The sequence below is a fragment of the Mycobacteroides sp. H003 genome (assembly GCF_001440135.1).
Taxonomy (GTDB): Bacteria; Actinomycetota; Actinomycetes; order Mycobacteriales; family Mycobacteriaceae; genus Mycobacterium; species Mycobacterium gwanakae.
In genome coordinates, this window is record NZ_LJYL01000029.1 from 159,586 (window position 1) to 175,978 (window position 16,393).

At 65.1% G+C, this 16,393-nt stretch carries 16 protein-coding genes and 1 tRNA gene; 7 read left to right on the top strand and 10 right to left on the bottom strand.

The window, feature by feature from the left end; genetic code table 11:
* Position 1: 1 nt before the first annotated feature.
* The 5 genes from AOT87_RS18675 to AOT87_RS18695 are packed head-to-tail and all read right to left on the bottom strand — an operon-like array spanning position 2 to position 5,057.
* A complete protein-coding gene (locus AOT87_RS18675; RefSeq protein WP_030096088.1) occupies positions 2–835 on the bottom strand; it encodes an ABC transporter permease in 834 nt (277 codons plus the stop codon).
* Complete coding sequence (locus tag AOT87_RS18680; protein ID WP_030096087.1) at positions 832–1,773, bottom strand: glycosyltransferase family 2 protein; 942 nt, start codon at positions 1,771–1,773, stop codon at positions 832–834. Before AOT87_RS18680 ends, AOT87_RS18675 begins: the two co-directional genes overlap by 4 nt.
* On the bottom strand, positions 1,766–2,554 hold the full coding sequence (locus tag AOT87_RS18685) for an ABC transporter ATP-binding protein (protein WP_109398605.1): 789 nt from the start codon (positions 2,552–2,554) through the stop codon (positions 1,766–1,768). The genes AOT87_RS18680 and AOT87_RS18685 overlap by 8 nt, the downstream gene beginning before the upstream one ends.
* 2 nt (positions 2,555–2,556) lie before the next feature.
* The gene (locus AOT87_RS18690) at positions 2,557–3,084 is read right to left on the bottom strand and encodes a bacterial proteasome activator family protein (RefSeq protein ID WP_030096085.1); all 528 of its coding nucleotides are present in this window, start codon (positions 3,082–3,084) and stop codon (positions 2,557–2,559) included.
* A complete protein-coding gene (locus tag AOT87_RS18695) occupies positions 3,081–5,057 on the bottom strand; it encodes a DUF6541 family protein (RefSeq protein ID WP_057967289.1) in 1,977 nt (658 codons plus the stop codon). The genes AOT87_RS18690 and AOT87_RS18695 overlap by 4 nt, the downstream gene beginning before the upstream one ends.
* A gap of 109 nt (positions 5,058–5,166) precedes the next feature.
* Between AOT87_RS18695 and AOT87_RS18700 the strand changes: the two genes are divergently transcribed.
* Entirely contained in the window at positions 5,167–6,363 is a 1,197-nt protein-coding gene (locus AOT87_RS18700; RefSeq protein ID WP_030096083.1) for a cysteine desulfurase-like protein, read from the top strand.
* 12 nt (positions 6,364–6,375) lie between these two features.
* Here the strand turns inward: AOT87_RS18700 and AOT87_RS18705 are convergent, their stop codons facing one another.
* Positions 6,376–7,362, bottom strand: coding sequence for an NAD(P)H-quinone oxidoreductase (locus tag AOT87_RS18705; protein ID WP_057967288.1), 987 nt, complete (start codon positions 7,360–7,362; stop codon positions 6,376–6,378).
* A gap of 103 nt (positions 7,363–7,465) precedes the next feature.
* On the opposite strand from AOT87_RS18705, the gene AOT87_RS18710 reads away from it, so the two are divergent.
* Both AOT87_RS18710 and AOT87_RS18715 read left to right on the top strand, forming a co-directional pair.
* The gene (locus AOT87_RS18710) at positions 7,466–7,969 is read left to right on the top strand and encodes a MarR family transcriptional regulator (RefSeq protein WP_044104906.1); all 504 of its coding nucleotides are present in this window, start codon (positions 7,466–7,468) and stop codon (positions 7,967–7,969) included.
* A 31-nt stretch (positions 7,970–8,000) separates the two neighbouring features.
* Positions 8,001–8,087, top strand: a tRNA-Ser gene (locus AOT87_RS18715).
* 176 nt (positions 8,088–8,263) lie between these two features.
* Here the strand turns inward: AOT87_RS18715 and AOT87_RS18720 are convergent.
* The gene (locus AOT87_RS18720; RefSeq protein ID WP_057967287.1) at positions 8,264–8,785 is read right to left on the bottom strand and encodes an OsmC family protein; all 522 of its coding nucleotides are present in this window, start codon (positions 8,783–8,785) and stop codon (positions 8,264–8,266) included.
* Positions 8,786–8,900: 115 nt separating this feature from the next.
* Between AOT87_RS18720 and AOT87_RS18725 the strand changes: the two genes are divergently transcribed.
* Genes AOT87_RS18725 through AOT87_RS18735 form a run of 3 tightly spaced genes read left to right on the top strand, consistent with a single transcriptional unit; the run spans position 8,901 to position 10,692 of the window.
* A complete protein-coding gene (locus tag AOT87_RS18725; RefSeq protein ID WP_057967286.1) occupies positions 8,901–9,701 on the top strand; it encodes a class I SAM-dependent methyltransferase in 801 nt (266 codons plus the stop codon).
* Positions 9,698–10,354 carry a helix-turn-helix domain-containing protein gene (locus tag AOT87_RS18730; RefSeq protein WP_081343310.1) on the top strand — a complete coding sequence of 219 codons (657 nt, stop codon included), beginning with the start codon at positions 9,698–9,700 and terminating at the stop codon, positions 10,352–10,354. Before AOT87_RS18725 ends, AOT87_RS18730 begins: the two co-directional genes overlap by 4 nt.
* A 2-nt stretch (positions 10,355–10,356) precedes the next feature.
* Positions 10,357–10,692 (top strand): cupin, encoded by a 336-nt coding sequence (locus AOT87_RS18735; RefSeq protein ID WP_057969748.1) that lies wholly within the window; start codon positions 10,357–10,359, stop codon positions 10,690–10,692.
* Positions 10,693–10,768: 76 nt separating this feature from the next.
* Here AOT87_RS18735 and AOT87_RS18740 read toward each other — a convergent pair whose 3' ends face one another.
* Positions 10,769–12,649: a family 2A encapsulin nanocompartment cargo protein cysteine desulfurase gene (locus AOT87_RS18740; RefSeq protein ID WP_057968915.1), complete on the bottom strand. Its 1,881-nt coding sequence runs from the start codon at positions 12,647–12,649 to the stop codon at positions 10,769–10,771.
* Positions 12,636–13,559, bottom strand: a complete 924-nt coding sequence (locus tag AOT87_RS18745; protein WP_030096076.1) for a family 2A encapsulin nanocompartment shell protein — start codon at positions 13,557–13,559, stop codon at positions 12,636–12,638. Before AOT87_RS18745 ends, AOT87_RS18740 begins: the two co-directional genes overlap by 14 nt.
* Before the next feature lie 418 nt (positions 13,560–13,977).
* Here AOT87_RS18745 and AOT87_RS18750 point away from each other — a divergent pair, with 418 nt between their 5' ends.
* Positions 13,978–15,249 carry a thioester domain-containing protein gene (locus tag AOT87_RS18750; protein ID WP_057968916.1) on the top strand — a complete coding sequence of 424 codons (1,272 nt, stop codon included), beginning with the start codon at positions 13,978–13,980 and terminating at the stop codon, positions 15,247–15,249.
* Here AOT87_RS18750 and hisC read toward each other — a convergent pair.
* Positions 15,246–16,289 carry a histidinol-phosphate transaminase gene (hisC, locus tag AOT87_RS18755; RefSeq protein ID WP_057968917.1) on the bottom strand — a complete coding sequence of 348 codons (1,044 nt, stop codon included), beginning with the start codon at positions 16,287–16,289 and terminating at the stop codon, positions 15,246–15,248. The genes AOT87_RS18750 and hisC overlap by 4 nt on opposite strands.
* Between the last annotated feature and the right edge of the window lie 104 nt (positions 16,290–16,393).

Consider the following 16,393-nt stretch of genomic DNA (forward strand, 5'->3'; position numbering starts at 1 on the left):
ACTAGACCCAGTACGGGACTCGGGCGCGGTACTGGCGCATCACCAGGATCGCGACGGTCCAACCGACGACGGTGATGGCGATCGCGATGATCCAGTGGTGCAACTGCTGATCGAGCCCGAGCAGCGGATCGCGGATGATGGCCAGGAAATGCACGAATGGGTTGAGCTGCACCACCGTGGCCAGCTTGCCGACCTTCTCGTTGAGCATGTTCTCGTTCCAGATGATCGGCGTCATGAAGAACAGCAACTGCACCAGGCTGCCCAGCAGCGGGGAGATGTCCCGATAGCGGGTCGCCAGCACGCCGAAAACCAGTGAAACCCAAACACAATTCAGGGTGATCAGTATCAGCGCGGGAATGAAGCTGAGATCGGTGATATGCCAGTGCGGCGGATACACGGCCACGACGACGAGAAAGATGATGATGTTGTGGGCGAACAACAGCAGCTGTCGCCACACCAGCCGATAGACGTGCACGCTCAGCGGTGTGGGCAGCTGTTTGATCAGTCCCTCGTTCGCGACGAAGACGTCCGCCCCCTCCAGGATCGCGGCGTTGAACAGGTTCCAGACGATCAAACCGATGGTCACGTAGGGCAAGTGCTCGGCGAGTGGGATCTTGAACAGCTGCGAGTACAAGATGCCCATCGCCAGGGCCGTCGAGCCGGTGGCGATGGTGATCCAGAACGGTCCCAGCACCGAGCGGCGGTAGCGCTGCTTGATGTCCTGCCAGCCCAGCTGCAACCAGAGCTGCCGGTGCTCGAAGCCTTCCGACAGATCACGCCATGCACGTTTGAAGGTGCGGGAGTCCGACGATAGCTCCACCAGTTGGTCCGTCATTTCTCAGTCTCCTGTACCGAAGGAGTTGGGTTGCCCGGTCTGCCGAACTGCTCGCGTCTGCCTAAGCGCCGCAACGCAATCCAGTCGCGTAGGCCGGGCAAGTCGCGTCGGGTTATGAGGAAGTACCAGCCGAAGCGCACCCATTCCTGGGGGAGCAACTTGCGCATGCCTGGCTGGGACATCAGGTAGCCACGGTTGCGGTAGGTGAAGTACCGCTTAGTGGCATCGTCCGGGTACTGGGTGTGCATGCGCCCGCCCAGAATCGGTTTGAACTCGGCTGCACCGTTGGGGTGCAGATACGTGGCATCCAAACAGGTCCCGAACGGCAGGCCCGAACGCACGAGCCGCCGATGTACGTCCACCTCGTCGCCGCGCACGAACAGTCGTAGGTCGGGAACGCCCACGGCCTCTAGGGTTTCGGCGCGGAAGAGCGCGCCATTGAACAGCGAGGCGATGCCGGGCAGCAGATCTTGACCGGCTTCGGTGCGCAGCTCCTCGACCCGTCGCCGCCACACGAGCCCGCGTCGCAGTGGAAACGCCAGCCGGCCGGGATCGTCGATATCGCACACCATCGGCGACACCTCGGCGAGGCGATGCTTGCGGGCGCAGGCCAACAGCGTCTCCAGAACACCGGTGCCACCGGGGCGGCCGTCGTCGTCGGCCAGCCATACCCAGTCGGCGCCGAGAGTGAGGGCGTGGAGTATGCCGAGCGCGAATCCTCCTGCACCCCCGAGGTTTCGGCGAGAGCCCAGGTATGTGGCGGCAATGGGTTGACCATCGACCAGAGCTTTGACCGCAGGGTCGTTGTCGTTGTCCACCACCACGACATGGTCCGGCGGGACGGTCTGCGTCGTGACGATCTTGAGCGACTCGGCCAGCTCCGCGGCCCGCCGATAGGTGACGACGACGGCAACAACACCGCTGGTCGTGTCATTCATGGCGGTCTTCGGCGAGGATCTGGGCGACGTGATCGCCCGCCTCGTTGCCTTCATAGGCGCGGACCACGTCCTCGATACCACCGCTCATCTTGATCGTGCCGTGGTCGATCCACATCGCCGTGTTGCACAGACGGGCCAGGAACTCGTTGGAATGGCTGGCGAAGACGAGCATGCCGGAGCGTTCCACCAACTGCTGCAACCGAACTCGCGCCTTCTTCATGAACTCGGCATCGACCGCACCGATGCCCTCGTCGAGCAGCAGAATCTCCGGGTCGATGCTGGTGACCACGCCCATCGCCAGACGCACGCGCATGCCGGTGGAGTACGTGCGCAGCGGCATGGAGAGGTACTCGCCCAGCTCGGTGAAGTCGGCGATCTCGTCGACCTTGTCCTGCATCTGCTTACGGGTCTGCCCCAGGAACATGCCGCGGATGATGATGTTCTCGTATCCGGAGATCTCCGGATCCATGCCCACACCCAGGTCGAACACCGGCGCGACCCTGCCCTGGATGGACGAGCTGCCCCGGGTGGGTTCGTAGATTCCCGAAAGGAGGCGCAGCAGAGTCGATTTGCCCGCACCGTTGTGGCCGACAAGCCCGATCCGGTCGCCCTCCTTGAGGGACAGCGTGATGTCCCGCAGGGCCTCGATGACCACCACGTTCGACTCGTTGCGGCCAATCGCGCCGCCTGCCTTGCCGAGGAACGCCTTCTTCAGCGAGCGTGACTTGGCGTCGAAAATCGGGAACTCCACCCACGCCTCGTGGGTCTGGATACTGACCACGGTTACAGATACTGACCGGTGCCGCTGCCGCCGCCCTGCGCGGGTACGGAAAGCCCTGGCGGCAGAACACCTTGACCACCTTGACGCATCTGCTGAAGCTGCGCGCGTGCCGCCATCTGCTGAGCGAAGAGCGCAGTCTGGATGCCGTGGAACAAGCCCTCCAGCCAGCCGACCAGCTGTGCCTGCGCGATACGCAGCTCGGCATCGGACGGAATGGTGTCCTCGACGAAGGGCAGGGTCAGACGCTCCAGCTCTTCGCGGAGCTCGGGGGCCAGCCCTTCTTCCAGCTCGGCGATGGAGGCGGCATGGATTTCGCGCAGCCGGGATCGACTGGCATCGTCGAGAGGAGCAGCGCGCACCTCCTCGAGAAGCTGCTTGATCATCGTGCCGATGCGCATCACCTTGGCGGGCTGCTCGACGAGATCCGTGATGGACGGGTCGTCGTCCGCACCGTCGGCACCCTTGTCGGAATCGTCGGCGCCCAGAATGATCACCTGGTCGTCGTCATCGTCCTGACCGGGATGGGTCATCTGTCACCTTCCGCCTGTGTTTTCTGGTCGCCGACCCATTCGTAGATCTGGGCGGCGCCGCTGTCGTACAGCTTTCTCCATGATCGGGATCTGTCCAACGACCTTAGTCCGTCGGGAACCTTGAACCCCTGGACCACGGGAGTACTGGTCATGACGTAGCGAATGTTCAGCGCGTGCACAGCGTCGGTCACGCGCCGATCGGTATCGGCGTCGTCGGCGTAGGCCCAGAAGATGTACCGGTGATAGCCCGGACCCTGTTGCTGCGGGAAGTCGTAGTGCGTCCACAGCGGGTGCAGTCCCGCCACCGCGTACATCCAGCCCGAGCCGTCCACGTTTCCGTCGCCGATAGTGGTGTCTTTTGCGCCGGGTAGGGTCGCCAGGTACGCGAAGGCGTCGAGCTTCTTGGGCCCGACCATCACCTGGTCGTATTTGGCGCCGACGAGGTACTTGTGCGGCAGGAAGTAGTGCCGGGCGGAGAAGGCGCAGACCGCGGCCAACGTGATGGCCGTGGCCACGAGCGCCCATTGTCGGGTGCGCTCCCCTCGCAGCCTCGTCAGCACGGGGTAGGCCAGCGTGAACAAACCGATCCCGGCGGCCGGGGCCAGCAGCAGACACACGATGGCCGACAGCCGGCGCGGGTCGCTGTAGAAGGCATCGGAGAACAGGGCCACCGCGCGGCCGATGAAACCGCCAAAGGGTGTGGAGGAGTGGACAATTGCCACGATCAGCAGTAACCAGACGGCAAGTGGCCAGTACACCCGCTTCACGATCAGTACGACAGCTCCGAGAAGGGCCAGCCAGAGCAGGGCGGACTGCACCGGGTAGTCGGCGAGGTGGCGGGTGTGCTGGGTGAGGGCGTCCAGCAGCGCACGCTTCTTTCCCCACGGAGTGGTGAATTGGTGTCCGGCGATGATCTCGGACAGCTGGAGCAGGGTGCGCAATTGCGGATAGAGCAGCACCAGAGAGACGACACCGGCAATGGCCAACGGCAAGAACCCATTTCCCACCCGGCGTCGGGGCTTGCGTTCCTTGCCGCGGTATCGGGACAGTGGTGCAAGGAGCCACCAGGCGGCCACGAAGACGACCGCCACGATGGCACCCGAGGTGTGCACCGAGGCGATTCCCACGAATGCCAGCACCGCCACCGGTATGCGGCTGCGGTCGGCGACCACGCTCGTGACGGCGATTACCGCGGGACCCCCCAAGGCGAAGGACACTAGGTTCGGCACGGCTGCCACGTAGAACTCCACGTATGGCAGCGCCGTGAATGAGGCCGAGAGTGCAGCGGCGGTGGCGGCGCAACCGGCCTGGAAGGTGCGGCTGGCGCGGCCGCGCAGCATCTGCCAGGCCAGCGCTGCGGCGCTGAGCGGGAAGAGCAGCGACCCGGCCACCGCGTACAGCGTGTAACTCGTCGTGGGAGCCGCGCCGGTCAGTTGGCTCAGCACCGCGGCCAGCCCGTGGAAGGCCGAGGGGTAGTAGAGCGTCGCGTGCGTCTCGACGTTGCGGAGGTCACCCATCCGGGTCGACGATGCTTGCCCGGTGTCGAGGATGTAGCGGATGGTGTTCCCGTGCCACATCGAGTCCCAGGTACTCGGGACCGATTGCCAGTTGGTCAGTCCACGCACGAATGCGTAGAAGATGAGCCCGGAGCCGATCGCGATGCCCAAGGCGACCGCGATCACTGCCGCACGACTTTGTGACGGGAATTGTTCGGCGTGCTCCTTTGGCCGCAGCCAACGCCACAGCAGCCGAGCGACGACGATCGCGCCCAGGAGCGCAAACCCGGCGGAGACTGAGTTCCACGGTATGCCGATTGAGCCGAAGGTGACGATGCACAGCCCAACTAGCCCATAGGTCAATGCAGGTGCGGTGACGGCGGCCGAATGTGTTGGTAGCCCGAAGGCTCGGCCAATCAGCCAGCCTGGGATGAACAGCAACAGCAGTGCCGTAGCCACCCCGAAAGCGAACGACATTGCTCTAGTATGACTACACGAGACGGCGCCGTTAACCGTCGTCCGTCGGGGCGTGGTGCAACGACGGGTTCAGCGCCGTGACCTGTGGTGAGCATCTAAGGTGTCTGGCATGGCTTATGACGTCGCCCGGGTGCGTGGTTTGCACCCGACCCTCGGCGACGGGTGGGTACATTTCGATACCCAAGCCGGGATGCTCATCCCCGATGCGGTTGCTACGACTGTATCCACAGCGTTCCGGGGATCCTTTTCCGACACGCGGGGTCCGCACCCCAGCGCGCGGCGCAGCGCTGCGGTCCTCGAGGCCGCCCGGCACGCTGCTGCCGATCTGGTGGGTGCCGACGCGCGCGGGGTGGTGCTGGGCAGTGACCGCGCCGTTCTGCTCAACTCCCTGGCGGAGGGGTCGTCGTCCAAGGCGGGGCTCGGCTATGAGCTGGTGGTGTCCAGGCTCGACGAAGAGGCCAATGTGCAGCCGTGGCTGCGGTCGGCCAACCGATACGGGGCCAAGGTCAAGTGGGCCGAGGTCGATATCGAGTCCGGTGATCTGCCGTCCTGGCAGTGGGAGTCTTTGATTACCAAGCCGACCCGGCTGGTGGCGGTGACGGCCGCTTCTTCGACCCTGGGAACGGTGCCGGATCTGCAGCAGGCCACCAAGCTCGCGCACGCGGTTGGTGGTCTCGTGGTGATGGACTGTTCCAGCCTGGTGCCGTATCGCGCCTTTGATATCGAGGACCTGGACGCCGATGTCGTCGCCTTCAACGCGACGGCATGGGGTGGACCACCGGTGGGCGCGTTGGTCTTCCGGGATCCTGCGCTGCTGGATTCGATCAGTTCGATTTCGCTCAACCCGTTGGCTAGCGGGCCCGCGCGCCTGGAGCTGGGCGGGCATCAGTTCGCGATGCTGGCCGGCCTGGTTGCCAGCGTGGAGTATCTGGCCGGTTTGGACGAGTCCGCGTCGGGCACCCGGCGTGAGCGGCTGCTGACGTCCCTGACTTCGGCGGGCGCGTATCTGGATTGGCTGTTCCGGTATCTGGTGAGCGCTCTGCGGACCCTGCCACGGGTCATGGTCATCGGGGCTCCGGAGGACCGGATTCCCGCGCTCAGCTTCACTGTGATCGGGATTCCCGCGGATCGGGTGGTGCAGCGACTGGCCGACAACGGGGTGTGTGCGATCGCCAACACCAGCTCGCGGGTGCTCGACGCCATCGGTGTGAACGAGATCGGCGGCGCGATAACGGTTGGGTTGGGGCACTATTCGACGGCCGCCGAGGTCGACCAGCTGGTACGCGCGGTCGCCTCGCTGGGCTGACCCGCCACCGGGTCAGAGCGTCAGTAGCACCTTTCCCACGATCTCTCCGCTCTCCAGCAGGCGGTGCGCCTCGCCCGCTTGGCTCACCGGGATCTCGGCGCCCACGATCGGCAGGACCTTCCCCGCCTCGACAAGTGGCCACAGGTCCTGGGTGACGGCATCGACGATCGCGGCCTTGCCAGACGGTCCGCCCAGCGGCCGTCCGCGCAGCGTGGTGGCGGTGATGGAGCCGCGTTTGGTGATCAGCTTGGCGATGTTCAGCTCGGCTACCGCGCCGCCTTGCATACCGATGATGACGAGGTATCCGTCATTGCCGAGAGCGTCGACGTTCCGGTCCAGGTACTTCGCTCCCATGATGTCCAGGATGAGGTCGACCCCGGCACCGTCGGTGAAGTTGTGAACTGCCTGTACAAAATCGGTGGCCCGATAGTTGATGGTCAGATCGGCACCAAGATCACGACAGGCGTCGAGTTTGTCGGGGGTGCCTGCGGTAATCGCAACCCGAACGCCGAGCGCCTTGGCCACCTGAATGGCATGGGTGCCGATTCCGCTCGAGCCACCGTGAATCAGGATGGATTGTCCGGCAGCCATTCTCGCCGTCATCACCAGGTTCGACCACACCGTGCAGGCGACTTCGGGTAGCGCCGCCGCGACATCAAGGTTGATGTTTGAAGGAATCGGCAGTACCTGGCCGGCCGGTACCACCACCTTCTCGGCGTACCCGCCGCCGGACAGCAGTGCACAAACAGCTTGTCCTACAGCCCATTCCGATACATCTGCGCCAACCTGGGCGATAACTCCCGAGCATTCGAGTCCCAAGATGTGACTCGCGCCGGGTGGCATCGGATACAGGCCCTGGCGCTGTAGCAGATCCGCGCGGTTAACTGCGGCGGCCGTTACATCGATCAGTATTTCGCCTGGTCCCGGAGTTGGGTCGGGAACTTCGGTCCAGCACAGCGCTTCTGGCCCACCCGGCTGGTCAACGGTGATAGCGTGCATAGCATCCAGACTATGCCGAGCTATTGGTGGTCGCCGGGTTATCAGACAGTGCGGGTGGAGGCGCGGTCGAGGCCATGGCTTGGTCGACGGAGGGGGATGGTGCATGAGTACACGTTCGGAGAGCGAGGTCCCGGGACTTGACCTCGCCGAATTTCGTTCGTGGCAAAACTTTTGGATAGCGACTAACCGGTTGTATTTTTTGTTGAACCGTAAAATGGTTGCTTCGCATGGTATTTCGTTGACCGACTTCCAAGTGCTTCAGCAATTGTTGCGGTCAGCTAACGGTAGTTGCCGGATGGGGGATATCGCGACCAGTCTGTTGGCCTCGCGTAGCCGGATCACGCACCAGGTGCGCCGCCTCGAGGAACAGGGGCTGGTGAAGCGGGGGTCGATGCCCCAGGACCGCCGGGCGGTCCTGGCGGCGCTTACCGAGCAGGGCCGCACGCTGGGCGAGGCGGCGATGCGTACGTACTCCGAATGTGTCCGCGAGCACTATCTGACCCGCCTGACCCGGCCACAGCAGGCGGCTATCGCCGAGAGTTTCCGGCGAGTGGGTGAGGGTGCCGAAGAGGCGCTCCATGACACCGAGGGCCGCGGCGGGGAGTAGGTCGCTCGGCGGAGCCGCTAGGCTTGCCGACGGTGGCGTGGCAGAGCGGCCTAATGCACTCGCCTTGAAAGCGAGAGACGGCTAACACCGTCCGGGGGTTCAAATCCCTCCGCCACCGCTCTTAACGCCGCAGCTGGACGGTGCGCAGCTGGGGATCTTTCTGGGTCCCGGCCCGGCTCGAACGGGCTGCCTCCCTCGCCGGCTGCGTGCGCAGCGGACCGCGGGTACCGGTTGACGCGGCCTAGGGCGGGCGCCGCTGATGCTGCCAGGCGGGATGCACGCCAGGCAACAGATTTACGACCGCGGCCGCGTGATGAGTTCTGTATGTACGGACGTCAAGCCTGTGGTCAGATCCAGTACCGGGCAGTGTGCGTCCACGGCCTCTTGTAGCTCGCGATATCGTTCTTCGCTGTCTGGCCCCGAGACCGTCACGGTGACGCGGATCTGCTGGAAGCCGGGCCGGACGCTGTCGTCCAGGCCGAAGAACCCGCGTACATCGAGGTCGCCCTCGGCGCTGGCGCTGAGCGAATCGACTTGAACCCCTAGTCTTTCCGCCCAGAAGCGATAGGTCACCACTTGGCAGGACAGCAGCGATGCCAGGTAGTACTCGACGGGGTTGGGCGCGGTGTTCTGTCCGCCGAGACCCGGTGGCTCGTCGACGTGCACGCGGTACTTGCCCAGGGCGATCGCGCTACCGACCGTGCCCTCCGGTTGGGCGGATGCCTTGAACACCACCGTTGCGGCGGCCGGGTTGTCGGCTACTGCCGCCCGGGTCGCATCGGTGATCGCGTTGAGGGATGTCGTCGAGGCAGTCACGCGCGGTGATGTTAGTGGGAACGGTGCCGCGCTGGGAGGTTTGCGTCCGCGGTGAATCCAACCAGCCGTGGACGTAGGCCTATTTAAAAGGAGAAATATCCTCTAAATTGGAGACATGGCTGACAGAGAAACACTTCCGCTGGCTGGGCGCAGAGATGAAGATCTTCCCGGGCACTGGCTGTTGGCGCGGCTGGGCAAGCGCGTCCTGCGCCCGGGCGGCCTTGAACTGACCACGCGGCTGTTGACCGCCGGGAAGGTGACTGATGCCGATGTGGTCGAACTCGGGCCGGGTCTTGGCCGGACCGCGCGCGACATCGTGGCGCTGCGCCCGCGGTCCTATGTCGGTGTCGACGACACCGCGGCGGCTACCCAATCGGTGCGTGATGTGGTCGCACCCTGTGGCGGGCGCGTGATCGTCGCCGATGCTGCCAGCACGGGCCTGCCTGACGGTAGTGCCGACGTCGTCGTGGGCGAGGCGATGCTGACGATGCAGAACGACAAGACCAAGCGGGCCATCGTGAACGAGGCCTATCGGGTGCTACGGCCGGGCGGCCGGTACGCGATTCACGAGCTCGGGCTCACGCCGGACTCCGTGGACACCGCCACCAAAGACGAAATTCGCCGTGCGCTGGCTCGTTCCATCAAGGTCAACGCTCGGCCGCTCACCGTGGCCGAGTGGAGCGAGCTGCTCAAGGCCTCGGGATTCGAGGTGGTGAGCACCGACCGGGCGCCGATGGCACTGCTCAATCCGCGTCGCGTCATCGCCGACGAGGGCGTACTCGGAGCCCTGCGCCTGCTGAAAAACGTTCTCCTGCATGGTGCGGCGCGCAAGCGAGTGCTCACCATGCGTCGTACGTTTCGGGAACACCGCAATGCGCTGACGGCGGTTGCGGTGGTCGGCGTGCGGCCCGAATGACGGGTAACCGCCGAGCGGGCCAGCAGCGCGAGCGGGTGCTCGGGCTGCTGCGGGAGGCAACTCAGCCGGTTGGGGTGCAACACATTGCTGACAGTCTGGGGATTCACATCACCACGGTGAGGTTTCACCTCAGAACCCTGGAAGAGCAGGGTCATATCGTCCGGCGCAGCGGCGGTGTCGGGCAGAGGGCGGGCAGGCCGAGCCTGGCCTACGCGGTCGCCCCGCGACTGGATTACGCCGATGTCGTGTCACTGTTCGCGGTGCATCTCGGGGGCACCGCGGCCGAGCGCGAATCACGAGCGGCGCTGGTCGGCGCCGACCTTGCACATCGGGTGAATGTTGCGCGGCATCGGGCTTCACTTCCTGCCGTGGATTTGGTGGTGGAAACCCTTGGTGAACTTGGGTTTACGGTGAAGTCCACGCTGATGTCCTTTGGGAGCGTCACCGTGCAGATCTGCTCATGCCCACTCGCCGAGATCGCCACGACGGCCCCGGAAGTGGTTCGCGGAATCCAGCGCGGACTCATCCAGGAGGTTCTCGACGTGAACGCCGACGCGGTCGGGGGACAGTTTGAGGTCACCGTATCGCCCGATGCCGGGAACGGCGACTGCACCGTCAGCCTGACTCTGGATCCACAGGTGAAAGGGAGATAGTCGTGGATGTCATATCGATAACGGCGCTAGGGGATGAGCTGGTCGAAACAGCGAGGAAGGCGCACAGCGGTCGGTCGGCGCACACGGTGCATGGTGGCAGGGGCCACGCGCTAAAGCAGGTGCTGTTGGCCCTCGGTGCCGGCCATAAACTCGCCGAACACGAAAACCCCGGCGCGGCAACCTTGTTGGTGCTCAGTGGGCGGGTGGAGATCGCGACAGCGACCGCGAAGGCAGCGCTGGCCACCGGCGACTACACGATCATCCCGCCGGAGCGCCATGACCTTACGGCGCTGGAAGACTCGGCGGTGCTGCTGACGGTGGTGGGCCGGGCGGGCTAAGCCCGCCGAGTGCATACCAGGCGCAGGGTGTTTCGGTGAGATGCCTGCGTGCGGTATGCGCTCGGCGAACTGAGCCTTACGCCTTGGGCCCGCCGCTTTCGGCCAGCCGCCGCACCGCGTCGATGAAGACGTCGATCTCGTCGAAGGTGTTGTAGAACGCGAACGAGGGCCGCACCGTCTGCTCCAGTCCGAGCCTGCGCAAAATCGGCTGCGCGCAATGGTGTCCGGCACGCACCGCGATGCCGTCGGCATTCAGCGCCTTACCGACTTCCACCGGATCGTGCCCGTCGAGCACGAACGACAGCACCGATGCCTTGTGGTCGGCCGTCCCCACCAGCCGCACACCGGGGATGGCAGCCAATTGCGGTGTCGCGTACTCCAGTAGCGCGTGCTCGTACTCGGCGATCCGGTCGATACCTATGCGCTCGACATACCGCAGCGCCTCGCCCAGTCCCACGGCGTCGGCGATGTTTCCGGTGCCGGCCTCGAACTTGTTGGGCGGACCCTGGAACACCGCGCGCTCCAGGGTGACATCGGCGATCATGTTGCCGCCGCCCTGCCACGGCGGCGTCTCCGCCAACGCGTCTTCGCTGCCGTAGAGCACGCCGATCCCGGTGGGGCCGTAGATCTTATGACCCGAAAAGACGAAGAAGTCGGCACCCAGCTCCTGCAGATTCACCGTGAGGTGCGGCACCGACTGCGCACCGTCGATGAGCACACGCGCGCCGTAGCGGTGCGCGATCTCGACGATCTGCTTGGCGGGCGTCACAGTCCCCAGCGCGTTGGAAACCTGGGTGGCCGCAACCAGTTTGGTGCGCGGACCGACCAGATCCTCGAGCTCGGAGAGCAGCAGGTTACCGGCGTCGTCCACCGGAGCCACCTTGATGACGGCGCCGGTCTTCTTCGCGATCAATTGCCACGGAACGATATTGGCGTGGTGCTCCAGGTGGGTGATGACGATTTCATCCCCGTGTCCCAGGTTCTTACTGCCCCAGGCATGCGCCACCAGGTTGATGGCCTCGGTGGCGCCGCGCACGAAGATGATGTTCTCGTCGGCCTCGGCGCCCAGGAACTTGCGGGCCGCGCCGCGCGCATCCTCGTATGCATCGGTGGCCCGTGCCGCCAATTCGTGTGCCGCACGGTGGATGTTCGAGTTCTCGTGCTGATAGAAGTGCACCAGGCGATCGATCACCGACTGCGGCTTCTGCGTAGTCGCGGCGTTGTCGAACCAGATCAGCGGCTTACCGTTGACGGTCTCGGACAGGATCGGGAAATCTGCCCGTATCGACGCGACGTCGAAGGCGCGTGCGTCTTCGTGGATCGGCGCCGCGGTCGGCGCTCCACCCAAGAAGTAGTAGTTCGACTCGTCGCCTCCCGTTGGCGCCACGGGGGGCGTCCACCCCAGATACGGCACGGCCGGCGCCTGGGAATGCGGAGCCACCCGTGGTGACGTGGTGGCGGGGCCCACAGAGTTCACCGAGGGGGTGGCGAGCACCCCGGGGATTGTCGGCACCAGGCCCGAGGGGACCGCGAAATCGGCGAGACCGGTTGTCGGATAACCCGTTGCGGCGGTGTGCGCCGCAGAGGGGCCCGATGTCAGGTCACCGCCACCGCCGCGAGGTGCCACCGGCACCGCTCCGGGAATGCCGTCGGGGGTCGCCGAGCTGAAAGCCGCGACCGGCGGGGCCACCGTTGCCGTCGACAGGGCGTCGGCGACGGGTGCGGGTGCATATGGACTGGCCAACGAGCCCGCCGTGGCCGCCGCGGAGGAACCGGCCGTCGCGTCGGGGACGTTGCCCCTGGGCGCGACGGGTACGGCCGGTCCCGGGGTGTCGATACCCGGTGCTCCGGTGGGTGTGGCTTCCCAAAACAACTGGGTGGCCAATGCCGACAGCTCCGCCGCAGAGGGGAAGCCCGGCGGGCTGTCGGTTACGGGAATCGCGTCACTTGTAGACATGGAACTTGTCCACCTGCACGTCGTCGAGAACGGCCAGTGCGTCATCAGTCAGCACGGCCAGCGACGAATACAGGGTGACGAGGTATGAGGCGATGGCCGACCGGTTGATTCCGGTGAACCGCACCGACAATCCCGGTGCCTGCTCGCCGACCAAGCCGGGCTGGAACAGGCCGACAACGCCCTGGCGCTCCTCGCCGGTACGCACCAGCAGGATCTTGGTCTTGGCGTCCTTCACCGGAACCTTGTCCGACGGGATGATGGGGATGCCGCGCCAGGTGATGAACTGCGCACCGAACAGGCTCACGACAACTGGTGGCACGCCACGGCGGGTGGCCTCACGGCCGAACGCCGCCACACCCAGCGGATGGGTCAGGAAGAAACCGGGGGTCTTCCACACCTTGGTGATCAGGGCGTCCAGGTCATCCGGTGTGGGAGCGCCACCGAGGGTCTTGATGGTCTGCTCGGGTGTTGCCTGAGCCAGCAGGCCGTACTCGGCGTTGTTGATGAGCTCGCTTTCCTGACGCTCCTTGATGGACTCGATGGTCAGGCGCAGCTGCTGGGCGATCTGGTCGTGCGGGCTGGAGTACAGGTCCGAGACCCGGGTGTTGATGTCGAGCAGCGTCGAGATGGTACGCAGCGTGTACTCGCGCGGGTTGGTCTCGTAGTCGACGTAGGTCTGTGGCAGCGGGGCCTCGTTCTCGCCCTGCTCCTCGCTGTGGATCGCTACCTTGTCGGGGTTGATGACGCGGTTCACCCGATAAATGCCCGCCTCGACGGGTACCCAGTTCAGCAGATGTAGCAGCCACCGCGGAGTGATCGTCGACAGCTGAGGGACGGTCTTGGTGGCGTTGGCTAGCTGCCGTGCGGCGAGATCGCCGAGGGCCTGGGATTCATTCTTGGCAGCGGGCACAGCGGTTTCCTCCTCAGCGAAAGGGATCAAGACCTGATGTCTTGAAATCCTAATCGCGATTGGGGCGGCGCATCAGGTAACGAATACCCGTGCGCCAAACTCCACGCACCCGGTTTCGGCGACCCGCCGGGTCGACGTGAATACGTGTCGGGTTCGCTCGCTCCAGGGAAGCGGCGCCGGTGGAAATCCCGGCGCGCGGCCGCGGATCCGTAGACTGGATGCATGCAGCACGTCGCACAGTCGCACCGACTCCGGGCGATCAGCGCGCTGCGCGCCGACAGCTTCGGGGCGCGCAGCGCCGCCGTGTGTTGCTGTTGTTGTTGATTCCCTAACCCCGCCCCTGGCACCCGGGATCGCCGTCTACCGACGTTGACGAGCTTCTGGGCTGCAATCCGCCGGCACAAGGATCAACCAACCCATGACCACTCATTCTTTGCTATCGCTCGTCGAATGGCCGTCTGCCCGCATCACTGGCAGGCGTCACGGCCACCACGCCGAGGTGCTCCCGCAGCGCCTGACGAGGTACCGCGGGGGCACCTATTCGTCCACCGTGGACGAGGTTGTGTTCACTGACGGAACTTCTGCTCGCACAGATTTAATTCGCCTGAACCCCACTGTCGCCGCGTATTCACTCGATATCGCGGGGATCGCCCCCAACCTGCCCTCGGGCTACGCGGTGGCCGACTGGCTGTCGGTGGCGAACCTGCGGGCCCGCACCCGCGAATCGCAGGTCGCGTGGATCTTGGCCAACTCCTTCCCGGCACTGTCGACGGCACAGCTGAGTCGCCGGTTGCGTGCGGCGGGGTACCTGGGCGAGGCGAACATCAAGGACCATGAGGCCATCGCGGGAACCCAGGCCGCCATCTGGTTCCTCACCAATGGGGTAGAGCTGGACACCGCTGCGCGCAATGTGCCCACCGCTACCCGAAAGTCCCCGTCCTTCATCGAGTTCGAATTCAAGGAGCGCCCGCAGCTGGGCGGTCTGACGGTGCGTACCAGTGCTGGGCAGCAGCCGGCCAGCGTACGGCTGCACGCATCCGTGAACGGGGCCGTGTGGCGCGAGGTGTCCTCTTCGGAATTGAACTTCACCGAAGGTGAGGCGCAGTACGTCAAGACGTTGGGCGTCGGCGCGACAGTTGCCGAAACCCGGCACGGTGCACCGGATCTCGGATATCGCTTCTACCGCCTGTACGTGCAGGGTGGTACCGCAGATGTCGAAGGTGTCGAATTCTGGTTGCATGATGCGCGTAATCACCGCAATGCCGACCGGGTGGTACAGCTGTACCGCTATCTGTTGGAGCAGTCGTTGCTCGCCGCCGGTCGGGTGGATCCGATCCCCGCGATCGATGATTCGCAGGCGGTGATGGCCGCGGGCCTGATGGGGCCGTTCGTCGTGGATTCGCAACGTCCGGTGTTGCTTTCGTTGTCCGAGGGTGCCAAGGCGATGGACATCTCCGGTGCGGAGCTCACCGGACTGGTGGACCCGGGCACCCGCTTTTATGTGCGTCCGGCGGAGTGCGTTGCGGCGGTGACGGTCTCGGTGGTCGACCCAGTGTCGACCGCCCGGGTACTCACCGGCGTGGCAGAGGGGCCGTTGACGCCACTGGCGCTCGTGCTGCCCGGTGCGCGCGAAGTTGTCGAACTCACCGTCGAGTGGGCCGAGACCACGCAACTGTCACGGGTGAGTTAACGCCAGAAGCGCGCGAACTCTAGGAATGCGTCGTTCTCTTCGGGTGCGCCGATGGTGACTCGCACGCCGTCGGCACCGAAGGGGCGCACGATGATTCGGGCTTCGGCGGAGGCTTGTGCGAACTCCGACGAGCGATCGCCCAGCGGTAGCCACACGAAGTTGGCCTGCGATGGTGGCACCTCGTACCCCGCCTCCCGGAGTGCTTGGGTCACTCTTGTGCGTTCGGCGACAACGTCATTGGTCCGTGCGAGGAGTTCCTCTGCGGCGCCCAGGGAGGCCACCGCCGCGGCCTGAGCGAGGCTGGACGCGCTGAACGGCACGTACACCTTGCCCAGCGTGGTGATCACATCGGGATCGCCAATCGCGTAGCCCACCCGCAGGCCGGCCAGGCCGTAGGCCTTTGAGAAGGTGCGTAACACAACAACATTGGGATGTTCGCGAACAAGGGCAATGCTGTCGGTGAAGTCTTCGCGCACATACTCGATGTATGCCTCGTCGATCGCGATGAGGATGTGGGGCGGTACCGCCTCGACAAACCGGCGTAGCTCGGCTGGTGGGACCACGGTGCCGGTCGGATTGTTGGGATTGCAGACGAAGATCAGCCGGGTGGTGTCCGTCACCGCGGCGGCCATGGCCGCCAGATCGTAGGTGTGGTCGGTCAGCGGCACCTGAACGGGAGTGGCCCCGGCGACCCGCACCACCAGCGGGTAGGTCTCGAAGGATCGCCAGCCGAACAGCACCTCGTCACCTACCGTGGCGGTGACTTGTACGAGCTGCTGGCACAGGCTCACCGATCCGCATCCGACCGCGATGTGTTCGGGCGGCATGTCCACGTGTTTGGCCAGGTGTGAGCGCAGCTCGGCGTAGCCGTTGTCCGGGTAACGGTTGATCCGCGCGGCTGCCTCGACGATGGCCGTGTGGACGCTGGGCAGTGGTCCGTGCACGGTCTCATTACTGGCGAGCTTGATGGCACCGGGGACGTTGCGGCCGGGGGTGTACGCCGGCAGTTCGGTCAGCTCGGGGCGAAGTCGGGCAGGCACTGGAACAGACTATCTGTGCATGTTGGACCGGATGGCGACCAACGGCTTTGCCTTCCGGCCTCGCGGACCTGTACTCTGTGCCCTCGGCGGTTCGGAATCCATTT